We start from the raw sequence: 14148 nt of genomic DNA, 5'->3' as shown, positions 1-14148 counted from the left end.
GGTTACTAACAGAAGAATTGGGTACTAACGGAACTCAGTTAAGTGTTACTTTCTTTTTTGGAAAGCAGCTTAGAAGGGAAGAATAGAACGACAGCGCTGTCCGAGGTAAGACAACGCTGGCTTACAATTTCACGAGAGAGTTAGCGCTTAGCCGCCTGCTTCTTCAGTTCAAAGTCGAACTCATCAGGGAACAAGATAACCCCTTCTTCTTGTTCGTTCGGGAATACCACAACGGCAAGTTCATCGTCTTCTAGACCATTCGTCCAGCGACTGTGCCACTTGTTCAAAGAGATAGACTCTGCTTTACACTCAGACCAATCACCCGTCGCCCACGATTCTGCGAACTCTTGGTTTGGCCATACTGGAACACAATCTTCGTCTTCGGTGTTCAGCATCACACAACCGTGCTCATCGGTTAAGATCCATACTTCACGGTTTGCTACGATTTCTTTCACACAGTATTTCAGGCGTTGCTCACCCGTATACTTATTAATTTCAGCGATTTTTTTATCGTCTAGCTGTGTAGTCATCTTAATTTCCTACGTTAGTCAGTAACTTTGTTCATTTTATGCTGAGTAGTATTAACTTCAAATATTTCTATTGAGAAGAAAGTCTACTTCAAAGAAAAACGCCTGCTAAATTAGCAGGCGTTTATAATTAAGCGACTTGGTTAAACAAGCTCGCCTTGAAGCCAAGGCCAACCTTGCTTCTTACGGCTAAGTGTATTTTCCATCATCAATACACCGTCTTTCTCGAATTTAACCAGTTTATCAGCCCACTCACCTTTGTATAGAAGACGAGTTTGAGCTGTAGTGATATCTGTAAGCATTACTGCAGCGAACGCTAGACCATCTTTCTCACAACGCGCTTCAAGATCTGCTTCTAGAGCTTCAATCATGCCGTCTACTTGCTCAAGAGTAGCAAGTTCAACTTGACCAACAACAACATCGCGACCGTTGAATGGGTAGCCTTTAAGGTCTTTTTCTACTAGCTGTGCAGCAGATAGGCCTTCGATGTTTGTCTTAGCGATTAGAAGTGCTTTGATGAAAGCATCAACGTCTGTTACGCCAGCGATTTCAGCAAGCTCAGCAACAGCGTCTTTGTCTTTTTGAGTACATGTTGGAGAAGCAAAACCAACCGTGTCTGAAAGAATTGCAGACATCATTAGCTTAGCGATTTGTTGAGAGATAGCGTGACCTTCAATCTTGAACATGTTGAAAAGTACAGTGTTTGTACAACCAACAGGCCAGATCCAAGCTTCCATAGGATTAACTGTCATCGCGTCACCTAGACGGTGGTGATCGACAATACCTACGATCTCTGCTTCAGCAACATCGTCTGGTGCTTGTGCTAGATCTGAGTAATCTACTAGCCAGATTTTCTCACCAGCAACAGAAGTACGAAGCTCTGGCTTTTCAGCACCAGCGACTTCTAGAATGTGTTGAGTTTCGCGGTTGATCTCGCCTTGGCGAATTGGTGTCGCTTCCTCGCCACGAGCTTTAAGAAGCTCCGTTGCAACTAACGCACTACAAATACTGTCACTATCAGGGTTTTTGTGACCAACAACTAAAATCATGTTTCTTCCTATTACACTAACAATTATGACTCTACCTTTAGAGCCCCTCTTTATTAGCTATACTTTACCTCATTTTTTTAGATTGGTCATGTTTCCTAGGTTTAGCCAATGGTAACAATAGATAAAAAATAACAAATGCAATTGATAATTATTATCATTCGTATATATTTATCTTAAGCCACTAATTTTGAGTAACATCTATGGATCGACTAATCTCTTTTTTGCCAAGCAGTAGCGCTGCGAAAACAACTCAGTTTTCACTGTCTTTTAAGCGCCTGCTTTTACCTATCTCACTTGCAGCCTTAGTTTCGGCTCCTGCTACGCGAGAATTGACTGTCACCACGTTATCAGACGCATTCTGGGCAGTCTCTTGTTATGTCGCTTTAACCTTAGCCATTTACCACGGGTTAAGCTTGTACATCAACAAAGACAACGTCTTCAACAAACTCGTACATCAATCACGATCTAACCAAGTAGTGTTTGCTGCATTCATGGGAGCACTCCCTGGTTGTGGTGGTGCGATAGTCGTTACCACGCAATTTATTTCTGGGAAGTTGGGATTTGGAGCCGTCGTTGCTGTGCTGGTTTCCACCATGGGTGACGCAGCCTTCTTGTTGATTGCGAGCGAACCAAAAACAGGCTTAGCCATGATGGCAATGGGCGTAATTGTCGGCACTGCGTCCGGTCGCATCATCAACCTCTTTCACGCTGATGATTTCTTACGTCCAAAACAGACAGAGAAAAATGAAGTAGCGCGTAGCTGCTCATCACAATCTCATGACAAAGAAACGGTGTCTAAAAAAGCGATCAACCTGCAAGGTTATTTATGGTCTGTGCTCATTATTCCGGGTGCAGTAGTTGCCCTACTTGGTTCTTTTCAAGTGGATGTCAACGAGTTGCTTGCGTTACCTGAAATGTCGATGGAGTGGACAGGCACTATATTGCTGATTAGCTCGATGTTTTTGTGGGGGTTGACTCGTGAAATTAAAGATTATAAATCGGCCGTAAGTGAAGATGAGAAATGTGTAGGCTCTCACCCATTACAAAAAACGGCTCAAGATACTAACTTCGTGACAGCGTGGGTTGTGGTTGCCTTTCTTTTCTTTGAATTTGGCTCTGTGATAGCAAATGTGGATTTTGCGACGCTATTCTCAAGTTGGGGCATGATGCTCCCCCTGGCCGGGGTGCTGATGGGGCTATTGCCAGGCTGTGGGCCTCAGTTATTGGTTACTAGTCTTTATCTTTCAGGAGCACTACCACTTTCTGCTCAAGTCGGTAACGCAATTTCTAACGACGGCGATGCACTATTCCCAGCGATTGCAATGGCGCCTAAAGCAGCGCTTGTCGCGACCTTATATTCAAGTGTACCCGCTTTAATCTGTGCGTACGGGTATTGGTTTATGTTCGAGCTGTAGATTTACGTTCAAGGCTTAGAATTTATCTCCGAGGCTTAAGCTTTTATTCAAGGCTCAGGTTTATCTTCAAGGTTTACGCTTAACTCCATAGGTTTCTATTAGGTCGGTACTTTGTATCGGCCTTTTTGTTTCCAGTAACCTAAGTTTCTCACAAGAGATTCTTTTGACTTACCCTCTCGGCTCAATTGCTTCAGTAGCAGCACGTTATAGTCCTTCTCAAATAAGTATCCATAAGCGTTGCCACAATGCTTAAGTACAAATCCCAATACAGACAACAGAAAAACAAAAAGCCCCTATAAGAGTGCTTACAGGGGCTTTAATTCAAGCTTTAATCTTGTTTCTTATGTACCAGACTTAAGAAACTTCGATTGGACCACCGAATGAAGTGACTGGAGGCAGTTTGCCTTGGAACTTCTCGAAATCAACCAAACAAGTGTTTGCTGACGTCGCTTGAGCCAGTTCAGACGTACCGATGTCCTGAGTCAGTGTGTTTGGATCGCCGTATGTATCTAGCGCACCTACTTTCTCGTTGATCGGGCCGTACCAAGCACCTTCTTCGATACGAACAACACCAGGCGCGTAGCTATCCATAAGAACAGCACCTGCTAGTAGTTGACCACGGTCGTTGAACACACGTACTACATCGCCGTCTTTGATGCCTTTCTTCTTAGCATCTACTGGGTTGATGTAGATTGGCTCACGGCCTTGTACCGCGTAAGTCGCACGCCACTCTTCAGATTCACACATCTGAGAGTGAAGGCGCTTGTCTGGGTGACAAGATTGTAGCCAGTACGGGTGTTTGTCAGAGCCTGGACCACCATGTGAACGTTCAGATTTCTCGAACCACATTGGGTGTTCTTGACAGTGCTCATAACCCATGTTGCCAACAGTGCGGCTTGTGATTTCTATGAAACCAGAAGGCGTACCTAGTGCGTTGATCTCTGGATCTTCACGGAATGAAGCGTGACGAGTCCAAGGCTTACCTTTACCGAAGTCTAGGAAACCTTTCTCCCAGAATTCAGCAAACTCAGGCATTTCAATCGTGCCTTCATTCGAAGCGCGGCAATCATCATACAGAGATTTAACCCACTGCATTTCGTCCATACCACGTGTGTAATCGTCGTAACGACCCCAACGCTTAGTTAGGCTAGACATGATCTCGAAATCAGTCTTAGACTGGAACAGAGGATCAACTAGCTTGTGCATTGCGATCAAACCACGGCCAGAGTACGCACCGTAACCATCGATATCATTACGTTCCCACTGAGTACAAGCTGGAAGTACGATATCAGAGTGACGACAAGTTGCAGTCCAAGCGAAATCAACAGCAACTACAGTTTGTAGGCTCTTGAATGCTTTACGCATCTTGTTGCGATCTTGGTGGTGGTGCCACGGGTTGTTACCACTGAAGACCATCATCTTAATGTCTGGCAGCGTTACCGTAGAACCGTTCGCTTTGATCTTCTTACCAGGTTCAAGCAGGCTATCTACCCAACGAGCTACTGGGATTACACGGCTGTAGCCGTTGTAGTCTGTGTTGGTGTACTTAGGTGATTGACCTTGGTCGATGTTCAGCGGGAAAGAACCCGGAGCAGCGAAACCTGTCGAAGATACACCGATACCTGAGTAGTGGTGACCGTAAGAGATACCACCGCCCGGAAGACCAATTTGGCCAACCATTGCTGCGATAACTGCACACATCCAGTAAGGCTGCTCACCGTGTTCTTGGCGCTGGATACTCCAACCAACAAGAATCTGTGTACGACCGTTAACTAGCATCTTAGCGAAGTCACGGATAGAGTTCGCGCTTGCGCCACAGATAGCTGATGCCCACTCAGGTGTTTTCTCAACTTTATCTTTCGTTTCACCTTGAACGTACTTGATGAAGTCTTCAAAGCCTAGACAGTAAGTTTCAATGAACTTCTTGTCGTATAGGCCTTCGTTGTAAAGAACATGAGCAACACCCAGCATGAACGCCACATCTGTTTGTGGGTTGATGTACATTTGCTCGTTCTCTAGGTAACGGCCTGTTTTGTTCTTAACAGGGTCAACAGAAACGACGTTGATCTCTTTCTTAGCAACTTTCTCTTTCAACTGCTCTAGGTATGCGAATGATTCGTGAGTCTCACATGTCCAACCTACTTGCAGGTTCTTCACTGGATCGTTACCCCAAAGAACAATGTTGTCACTGTTTTCTAAGATAAGTTCCCAAGATGTACCTTGAGCATATACTTCAGTAGAACCTAGCACGTAAGGCATGATCGTTTGACCAGCACCTGTCGAGTAGTCACCGATTTTCTTCACAGAGTAACCGTGAAGTGCCATTGCGCGTTGCATGTGGTTAGTACAGCTGTGGAACTGACCTGTTTGTCTCCAACCTGTTTGACCAGTGTGAAGCGCCCATGGACCGTAATCTTTCTGTACACGTTCTAGTTCGCGGTAAACAAGATCTAATGCCTCGTCCCAAGTCACACGAACAAAACGGTTGTTACCACGCGTGTCTGCGCTGTATTTATGCTTCTTCAACCAATCTAGGCGAACCATAGGGTAACGCACACGTGATGGGCTGTAGATAATGCCTTTGATACCTTTCAACATCTCTGTTGGATGTTGATCGATTTCTAGAGGCTTAATTTCTTGTACTTTACCCGCATAAACGCGAGCTCGGAATGCACCCCAGTGAGAACCAGAGACTTTCCACGTACCATCAGTTTCTGCAGCTGAAGCCGATGCTGACGCCAATAAGCTAGGACCGATAACCGATGCCGCACTTGTTGTAGCGACACCTTTCAGAAAACTTCTTCTTGTAATTGCCATTGTGTTACTCCAATTGACGTCTTATTAGTGGCCTTCAGAAAAATCTGATGAGTGCTTCTGTAGATACTTAAGAACCAATGCTTCTGTATCTGTATCAAAGTTCACGAATGCGATCATACCATCTAGCATGCCTACCCAACCGTTAGCGCTGAAGTGACCTTCATCTGGTTGTGAGTGACAAGTAGAACAGTTTGACTGGTAAGCCTGACCTGCTGCGCTCCAAATTGGATCGAAGTTATCAACCATAGACTCTTTCTTCATCCAAAGTGCTAGGTCAACTTTTTCCCACGGAAGGCCCGTTAGCTCATCTTCTTTCTTCTCACCAACAATGATTACGTCACTTTGAGAAACTTCTTTCGTCAAGATTGCCGTTGAGATGTTCATACCGAAGTCTTCTTGGATTACACGTCCGAAGCCCTTCGCTTTACGCCAACCGTCGATTTGAATCTTGATCATGTCGCCTTTTTCTTCGATCACGGCAACTTGGCTTGCAGGGCTTAATAGACCCGCTTCAACTTCTGCTGTTTCATCCGTGTACATAGGTAGGTGACGGATTGAAATAACATTGCTTCCTGATGCGTAAGACGTGCTGCCCGCAACATTTTCTAGCTCACCAACAATACCGCTCGCAGATGCCATATCTAGAGGTAAGTTATGAGCAATACCTTTATGACAGTCAACACAGCTTTGATCACGCTCTGCCGCGTTCTTCATTTGGATACGCGCTGTTGGGCGCATGTTCTCGAAATCCATCGAGTCGTAGTTGTGGCAGTTTTTACATTCAAGAGATTTGTTCGAAGAGAAACGATCCCATTCGTGTTTAGCCAGTTCGATACGACGAGCTTCAAATTTCTCTGGTGTGTCTAGGTCACCAAATACTTGAGCGAATACTTCTTTAGATGCTTGCATCTTACGAGCAATTTTTGCTGTCCATTCATGTGGAACGTGACAGTCAGGACAAGTTGCGCGTACACCAGATGTATTTTTCCAGTGAACCGTTTCTTGTAGTTCTACGTAAACATTGTCACGCATGGTGTGACAGCTTACACAGAACTCTTCTGTATTTGTATGTTCTAACGCAGTGTTAAAACCACCCCAGAAAATAACACCGGCGATAAAGCCACCCATGGTTAGTACACCAAGACTAATGTGTACTGCTGGGCGAGTCATTGTGCGCCATAATTTAACTAAAAATGATTTCATGTTTAGCTCTCTTAAAAATTAGTTCTAATAAAAATGTGATAGCAAGAGGGCATTACATGCCGCCGTGTGCACCTGGAGGTCCGAATACAAACACTTGCAGAGCCCAAACTAGAAAGCCGTAGCCTCCTACAAAAGCCACACTTAATATTGGAAAGAGAACCACCGCAATGAAGAGGAATGACTTCCACTCCAACGAGCGTTTTTCGCCAGTTTCAATTTTCTTAACATCACTCATACATTTTGCCTATTTTGTATTTAGTAATTTCGAGTAACCCATTCTAAGGGGCTAAAGTTCTTGAGTATCTAACGATGAATTTTAGACCATACACAAAGTAGGGTTCAATCAAATCTCCCGTTATAACCCTTGCTAATCAATACTTTTTTGAGCTCATCCAAAGTTGTTTTCAGTTAAACAAAGTTATTAAAAAGTATTAACAAATGTGAAGAATTAAGTATATTTCACAAATGTTAAAAGCCAACATTTACGCAACTACATTGTAACTAATTTTAACGTTTTACCTACTAAGTAGTAGCTAAAAAAGCCTCAAACAACCAATATTTTGTACTTTGATTGTTAATAAATTGAGCCATTTTTGAAATCGACAGGTATGAAGCTGAAATGCATCATTTGGCACTTTCAGATATGATGGAGGCCTACTTAAAAGGAAGCACTATGCAAGACGTTATTGATATATCTTGGTGGCAATTGCTGTTATTTAGCTCACTTCTCATACTGCCCATCGCCATCAACCACAAGCTCAAACTCGGCCTAGGCAAAGAAGCCTCTATTAGTATCGTTCGTATGGTGGTGCAGCTATTCTTGGTTGGCCTTTATCTCGAATACCTGTTTACTTTGAATAGCTTATGGATCAATTTATTATGGTTATTCGCTATGATTGTGGTAGGTGCAAGCTCGATTGTTGAAAAATCAAAGCTTCCGAAACAACTGCTATTAGCACCTGTGGCATTCAGCCTTGCGGTAACTTGCGTACCCATCGTCCTATTTATTTGCTTCTTTATTATCAAACCTACCCCATTCTTCAATGCTCAGTACTTAATCCCTATTGCAGGGATGCTATTAGGGAACAGCTTGAGCAGTAATATAGTGGCTCTACAAAACTTATTCGGTGCTTTTGAAACACAAAAATCCGAGTACGAAGCTGCTATCGCTTTAGGTGCTTCTCCAGCCTACGCAGCAGCGCCTTTTGTACGTAATGCGATACAGAAGGCGATGTCTCCTATCATGGCTTCCATGGCAACGACGGGCTTAGTGACACTTCCTGGGATGATGACAGGACAAATTCTAGGGGGAGCCTCACCAATGATCGCAATTAAGTATCAACTGATGATCATGTTGGCTATTTTCGTGATGATGAGCAGTTCATTGGCGCTAGCCCTTCACCTCTCTTTAAAGACATCTCTGACGAAAGAAGGCCGAGTCCTCGCACGAATTAAACCCACAAACTAACCTCTTCCCTCCTTTACGATCTGGTTACACACTGACTTTGAGACAGGTTATCCACAGAAACTGTGGATAACCAAAACAGTATCGATCCTTTTTTAGTCACTTTGACTCGACTAAGGATCATTTACATTGATCCTTACTTAATTTCAAAGGCCTATGCTGTCCAATTCGATCCTGCTACTGAGTGTTTAGATGATTATTTAAAAGAGAAACTAAAAGGTTTTCCACAATAAAAAACGGCCTGCAATGCAGGCCGTCTCTAAAAAGTAATACTTCACATCGATACGATGACCGATTTATGCTTAATCTCGTAAGTAAATCAGCCAATACCACATGCCAACAAAGATACCGCCGCCAATGATATTGCCTAAAGTCACAGGCAATAGGTTGTTCGTTAAGAAATCCATCATGTTTAGGTCAATATAGTCGGCAGGGTTAGCACCCGTCATTGTCCAGAATTCAGCAGGAGCAAATGTTTTGATGCCAATAGCGAGTGGTACTTGGAACATATTCGCAATACAGTGCTCAAAACCAGCCGATACGAACATCGCTACAGGTAAAATCATAACCGCGATTTTATCCGTTAGGGTACGCCCACTGAATGTCATCCACACCGCAATACACACCAACACGTTACACATGATGCCGAGCGCGATCGCTTGAATAAAGTCGTGATGCATCTTGTGCTGAGAGATAGCCATTGCATTGAGGCCGACTTGGCCATTGTCAAACATGTATTGTTTAGTCGCGAGCATACACGCAACCAGCAATAAAGCACCAATAAGGTTACCTACATAAACCGTCGCCCAGTTTTTAATCAAGGTCACCCAAGTGATCTTACCGCTTGCTCTTGCCACTAACGTTAAAACAGAGCTAGTAAATAGCTCGCCGCCAGTAACGACCACAAGGATCAAGCCTAAGCTAAATGCCAAACCACCGAGCAAGCGAGTAATGCCCCACGGTAAATCACCAGCACCGGTCGTCACGATGGTGTAAAACACAAACGCAATGCCGATATGTATGCCCGCTGAAATCGCGAGAAGAAAGGATTTAATTGGATCTTTGGTTGCTTTACCTACGCCAATATCAGCAGCGCGCTCAGCCATTTGTGGCGGTAATAATGAGTCAAATTGGTTTAGATTCATGATGATTTACATTTTGAAACATGTCGTTGGGGAGCGCGATAATCCTCTCTTTCATTTCTTAATTCAAGAGCTATTTTGCGCTCAAATAACCTTCAACAACCGAGAAAACACCAAACCTTCAACGATATTGAAAATTCATACGACTTTAGTAGTAAAAAGAAAACTCTGATGAATGAAAACTTATCAACAATAAAAACAACACATCTATAAATATCAACAAGTTACGTTAAAACAAAAGGGATGACGTACACTATACTTACTATCTAGTCCCTTTTATCTCAAGATTTTGACATAGATCAACAGAACGTAAAAAAGCGCCCTAAGGCGCTTTTAAGTCAATCACAAATAAAGGAATTAGTTATGCTAAACCGAAGGTTCAATCACTTGTTCTGATGATTGCTCTAAAGCGGCGTCTTCAAGGTTAGATTCAACGTTAGTCGGTGTCACGTCAGAGCGACTGTCAGTGGCAACTTTACCGCCTAAGCTTTTCAAACTGTCCACCAGCTCTTCCAAGCTCTTTATGTGTGCATCACTCTTAGTAACCTGCTCAACCAAAAACTCATTATGCTTGTTTGTCTCAGCAAGCTGTTGGGCTTGTTTCTGATTTTCGAGTTCTAAATTAGCAAGTTGTTCTGAAAGTGCTTCGACCTCAGATTTCAGTTGCGTGGTCATATCAGAGCTTTTAAGCGTTTTAATACTCTCGACGATCTTCTGAGCTTGAAGACGCAAAACCACATCACGGTAGTCTTGATCATTCAGGATCTGAGAAATACTCAAAAACTGGTTCTCGGCATTCAATACCGATTGCTCAAATCGATCACCCTTCACATTAGCAAGCAACTTGACTTCATGCGCGATACTGCGCACGTGGACTCGCCTTAACTTGATTTTCCGCCAACGCAATTTGAGAACTGGCCTTAGCAAAAGTAAGCGGCACCACATCATCAAAGTCTTCGTCCTCTAAGAACTCTAATTCGTTCTTTAACGGTTCAATATATTTCTTATGCGCGACTTTGACTTCTAAGGAGCGTGCGTGGTCAAGAAACTCAACCTGTGCTTCCTGAGCATCTTCAAGTTCATCAACCAATACGTATTCAAATAACTCACTGTATTCAGCGTAAAGCCTCTTATAGCTAGACGCGAACATCGTATCGGCACCGAGGTATTTCAGATAATCCATCTGAACGATCGAATCCGCTAATACTCTATCGGCCTTTTGCTTTAATACTAGAATCGAATCATAGTTTGATTTAACCAAAGCGATTTTTTCATCAAAAGCTTCGGCGTACGTTAGGCTAGAAAAAATTGAATAGCTTTTCGTTAGTCGAGTTTCGTCTTTCAGTAAATCGGCATAAATGCTTTCCGCATCATCCCAAGCATCTAATAGTTCATTGTAATTTTCTGGCGCATAAAGAGACAATTTAACATGGTTTTCAAGCTTACTTTCCCATTCGAGATGAACACCTTGCACAGAATCAAACGTGCGGGCATTTGATGAAGACTCACTGCCATTCGTGCTTTGGTTCGCTTCTGTCTGTTCAGAGGGAGTGCTCTGACACCCTGCAATTGCAAATAGCATACTGATCATTAATGCTACTTTGTTAGCTCTCACTGATGCATTTCCTTTTTTAAACAATATTTGCTCGATGCATTATATTTCTAGTCTCACAATATATTACAACCACTTAGCAATAAACATCATTCATTAATGAAGCGTGTGAAATTCGCCCAATTAAACAAAAAACAACCGCTCATGCGCTGATTAATCATTCAATTTGGTATCACTTATCAATTCTCTTTATTTGCTATTGCCTGAGTTGTGAATGCGCACTAAGGTGAAGGTAGAGAACGTTATGAATATATAGGTTAATTATGAAGTACAACGCTGAAAACATTGCTGATTTAAACCTCCTTCTTCAATTTGATGTAAGTAGCGCCGCTACTGGAATTAAAGTTCATCAAGAGGCAGCTCAAGAAACTCAAGACGCTGTTAAGCGCCTATTCGAAAAGAACCTTTGTACTCAGCCAGACGGCGGTTACCTAACAGATGAAGGTATACAGATGGCAGAGCGCGCAGACAAACTACTTCGCGTACTAAACTAAAGCTCCACTGTTCTAGTAAAGACTCCACTCGCCTCGGCCGTGGAGTTTTTTCATTTTTGGGCCAAGGTTTGTTAGGCTTACTATCAATCCATAACTTGCAGTTGTGAGGAACACATGGCTTCTATATTTATTGTTGGTGCAGGCTGGGTTGGTGCGCCCTTATCTGAACATCTTGTCAAACATGGTAACCAAGTCGTGGTGACGAAGACCACCCAAGTAGGCGCTGATGCGATTGGCAACGAACGTATTCCCTGTGAAGTGTTCAGTTTTGATGCAATACAACCTGAACGCTCTATTGGCCAACTCTACTCACTCCTATTGGAAAACAACACTGAGATAGTTATTGGTAGCTTTCCTCCCGGCTTTAGAAAAGGCTCTGGTGTCGAGTACGCCGACTATTGGCAACAACTGACCAATGCTTGCCAGAGGGCAAATGTGAAAAAGCTCATTATGGTCAGTTCGACGACGGTATACCCAACCAAGCCCGGAGTTCTGTACGAGCAAGACGCCTCACTCACTCTTTCAACTTCATCAAGCGACCAAGCATCTGCATTTTCGGACAATGCCCGTGTCATGCTGCAAGCTGAACAATTGGTGATGGATTCCGGTATCGATTACACCATTCTTCGCTTCAGTGGGTTAATCGGCCCTAGTCGTCACCCATCCCGATTCGCAAGCAAGCTAAAACAGGTCAGCTCTCAAGCGCCAGCCAACATGCTTCACCTTGATGACGCGATTGGTGCGGTCGATTTCGCAATCAATCAACTGCACAATGAAGTCGTAAATGTCACCACACCAAATACAGTGAGCAAGGCGGAGTTCTACGCAGCAGCGCTAAAAAGTGCCAATAGCAGTGAGCCACTCCCTCCTATTGTCGACACCCCAGACAAGCTGATCTCTTCTAAAAAGATCCTCGGTTTAGGTTACTCGTTTAAATTCGATTCCACATTGGACGCGCTTTATGACTAAGCAATCTGTAAATAACTCAAGGGCCAAGCTGCATCGCTCGGTCGACACCCTTTGGAACTTCATGTCGATGGGTCACAAGGTTTCACCTTCAGACTGTATATTTGTGTTGTGTAGTAATGATACTCGCGTTGCTGAATACGCAGCCGAGCTCTATCACCAAGGTGTGGCGCCTTACATTGTCTTTTCTGGTGGTGTGGGACGCTTTACAGAAGGGAGCTTTGAACGTTCAGAAGCCGAAACATTCGCGGCTATTGCACGAGACGCTGGCGTGCCAGACTCTGACATTATCATTGAGAAACACGCAACCAATACTGGGGAGAATGTACGATTCACCCACAAATTGCTGGCTGAGCGCGGGCTATCACCGAAACGGCTGACCTTAGTACAGAAACCCTTTATGGAGAAACGTACTTACGCCACGTTTGCAAAGCAGTGGCCTGACGAAGTTATCGAGATTCAAGTCACTTCACAATGGCAAGACTGGGTTGATTACTTTAATGAGGAGTTACCACTAGACATGGTTTTGGGTGCTCTAATTGCTGATTTCGAACGAATCAAGTCTTATCCTGCGCAAGGATTTCAGATTGAAATGCCAATCCCCGATGACGTTGACCATGCCTACCAAGCATTGAAGAAGCTGGGTTTCGACTAAAGCTTTAAGTAACGTAATACTCCTTTTCAGAAAACAAAACGGTGGCACTTGGCCACCGTTTCTTATTCTTAGTTATTACTTGAGCTTGTTGATTTTGACTTTTTTCGCTTAAGAAAAATCAACCAAAGAGCCGTTTATTTACCTAACGCTTCTTTGTAGTGCAAACGGCAAGCTGAAACATATTGGTCATTACCACCAATAGCAACTTGGTCACCTTCAGCAATCGCAACACCGTGCTCGTCAGTACGAATCACCATATTCGCTTTACGACCACAGTGACAAATCGTTTTCAACTCAACTAACTTGTCCGCCCAAGATAACAAGTAACGGCTACCTTCAAACAGTTCACCCAAGAAGTCAGTGCGTAAACCGTAACAAAGTACAGGGATGTGCAGCTTATCCACGACTTCTGTTAGCTGGTAAACCTGCTCTTTCGATAAGAACTGACACTCATCGATCAAAACACAATGACGCTTTTCTTCTTCATTGAGCTTTTGGATCGCGTCAAACATATTGGTGTCGCTTTTAAACAATTGAGCTTCAGATTGAAGACCAATTCGCGAGCTCACTTTACCAATACCATAGCGGTCATCTAATGCTGCCGTAAAGATCACTGGCGTCATGCCGCGCTCTTGGTAGTTGAATGAAGATTGAAGAAGCGTTGTTGATTTACCCGCATTCATTGCCGAGTAATAAAAATACATCTGAGCCACAGAAATATTCCTGTTAATTAAAAGTTGAAGATAAAAGCAAAGGTGAAATTAAAGAATTTTTGCTAGAAAAAAGGGCTGAAAATCAGCCCT

12 protein-coding genes and 1 pseudogene are annotated in these 14148 nt (G+C 43.5%); 5 read left to right on the top strand and 8 right to left on the bottom strand.

Going from position 1 to position 14148, the window contains the following annotated elements; all coding sequences use genetic code 11:
- Nucleotides 1-140 precede the first annotated feature (140 nt).
- Nucleotides 141-530 carry a DUF2750 domain-containing protein gene (locus IHV80_RS05725; RefSeq protein ID WP_004734596.1) on the bottom strand — a complete coding sequence of 130 codons (390 nt, stop codon included), beginning with the start codon at nucleotides 528-530 and terminating at the stop codon, nucleotides 141-143.
- Nucleotides 531-670: 140 nt separating this feature from the next.
- Entirely contained in the window at nucleotides 671-1576 is a 906-nt protein-coding gene (locus IHV80_RS05720) for a manganese-dependent inorganic pyrophosphatase (RefSeq protein ID WP_192890367.1), read from the bottom strand.
- 200 nt (nucleotides 1577-1776) lie between these two features.
- Between IHV80_RS05720 and IHV80_RS05715 the strand changes: the two genes are divergently transcribed.
- On the top strand, nucleotides 1777-2991 hold the full coding sequence (locus IHV80_RS05715; protein ID WP_192890366.1) for a putative manganese transporter: 1215 nt from the start codon (nucleotides 1777-1779) through the stop codon (nucleotides 2989-2991).
- Between the two features lie 354 nt (nucleotides 2992-3345).
- On the opposite strand, the gene torA is transcribed toward IHV80_RS05715, so the two are convergent.
- The 3 genes from torA to torE are packed head-to-tail and all read right to left on the bottom strand — an operon-like array spanning nucleotide 3346 to nucleotide 7246.
- Complete coding sequence (torA, locus tag IHV80_RS05710; protein ID WP_192890365.1) at nucleotides 3346-5808, bottom strand: trimethylamine-N-oxide reductase TorA; 2463 nt, start codon at nucleotides 5806-5808, stop codon at nucleotides 3346-3348.
- 24 nt (nucleotides 5809-5832) lie between these two features.
- A complete protein-coding gene (gene torC / locus IHV80_RS05705) occupies nucleotides 5833-7011 on the bottom strand; it encodes a pentaheme c-type cytochrome TorC (protein ID WP_192890364.1) in 1179 nt (392 codons plus the stop codon).
- A gap of 52 nt (nucleotides 7012-7063) precedes the next feature.
- Nucleotides 7064-7246, bottom strand: coding sequence for a trimethylamine N-oxide reductase system protein TorE (torE, locus tag IHV80_RS05700; RefSeq protein WP_017630464.1), 183 nt, complete (start codon nucleotides 7244-7246; stop codon nucleotides 7064-7066).
- 438 nt (nucleotides 7247-7684) lie between these two features.
- On the opposite strand from torE, the gene IHV80_RS05695 reads away from it, so the two are divergent.
- Nucleotides 7685-8479 carry an ABC transporter permease gene (locus tag IHV80_RS05695; RefSeq protein WP_192890363.1) on the top strand — a complete coding sequence of 265 codons (795 nt, stop codon included), beginning with the start codon at nucleotides 7685-7687 and terminating at the stop codon, nucleotides 8477-8479.
- A gap of 299 nt (nucleotides 8480-8778) precedes the next feature.
- Here the strand turns inward: IHV80_RS05695 and focA are convergent, their stop codons facing one another.
- A complete protein-coding gene (gene focA, locus IHV80_RS05690) occupies nucleotides 8779-9621 on the bottom strand; it encodes a formate transporter FocA (protein ID WP_192890362.1) in 843 nt (280 codons plus the stop codon).
- A gap of 363 nt (nucleotides 9622-9984) precedes the next feature.
- Nucleotides 9985-11233, bottom strand: a pseudogene (locus tag IHV80_RS05685) (ATPase).
- A gap of 260 nt (nucleotides 11234-11493) precedes the next feature.
- Here IHV80_RS05685 and IHV80_RS05680 point away from each other — a divergent pair.
- From IHV80_RS05680 to IHV80_RS05670, 3 genes are all read left to right on the top strand, one after another.
- Nucleotides 11494-11724, top strand: coding sequence for a TIGR02647 family protein (locus IHV80_RS05680; protein WP_004734587.1), 231 nt, complete (start codon nucleotides 11494-11496; stop codon nucleotides 11722-11724).
- A 114-nt stretch (nucleotides 11725-11838) separates the two neighbouring features.
- Nucleotides 11839-12693, top strand: a complete 855-nt coding sequence (locus tag IHV80_RS05675) for an NAD(P)H-binding protein (protein ID WP_192890361.1) — start codon at nucleotides 11839-11841, stop codon at nucleotides 12691-12693.
- Nucleotides 12686-13345, top strand: coding sequence for a YdcF family protein (locus tag IHV80_RS05670; RefSeq protein ID WP_192890360.1), 660 nt, complete (start codon nucleotides 12686-12688; stop codon nucleotides 13343-13345). The genes IHV80_RS05675 and IHV80_RS05670 overlap by 8 nt, the downstream gene beginning before the upstream one ends.
- Nucleotides 13346-13479: 134 nt before the next feature.
- On the opposite strand, the gene IHV80_RS05665 is transcribed toward IHV80_RS05670, so the two are convergent.
- Nucleotides 13480-14058 carry a thymidine kinase gene (locus IHV80_RS05665; protein WP_017109910.1) on the bottom strand — a complete coding sequence of 193 codons (579 nt, stop codon included), beginning with the start codon at nucleotides 14056-14058 and terminating at the stop codon, nucleotides 13480-13482.
- Nucleotides 14059-14148: the final 90 nt, after the last annotated feature.

The organism is Vibrio bathopelagicus, assembly GCF_014879975.1.
Taxonomy (GTDB): Bacteria; Pseudomonadota; Gammaproteobacteria; order Enterobacterales; family Vibrionaceae; genus Vibrio; species Vibrio bathopelagicus.
Note: the sequence above shows the minus strand (reverse complement) of the source record. Positions and strands in the feature narration are given on the sequence as shown.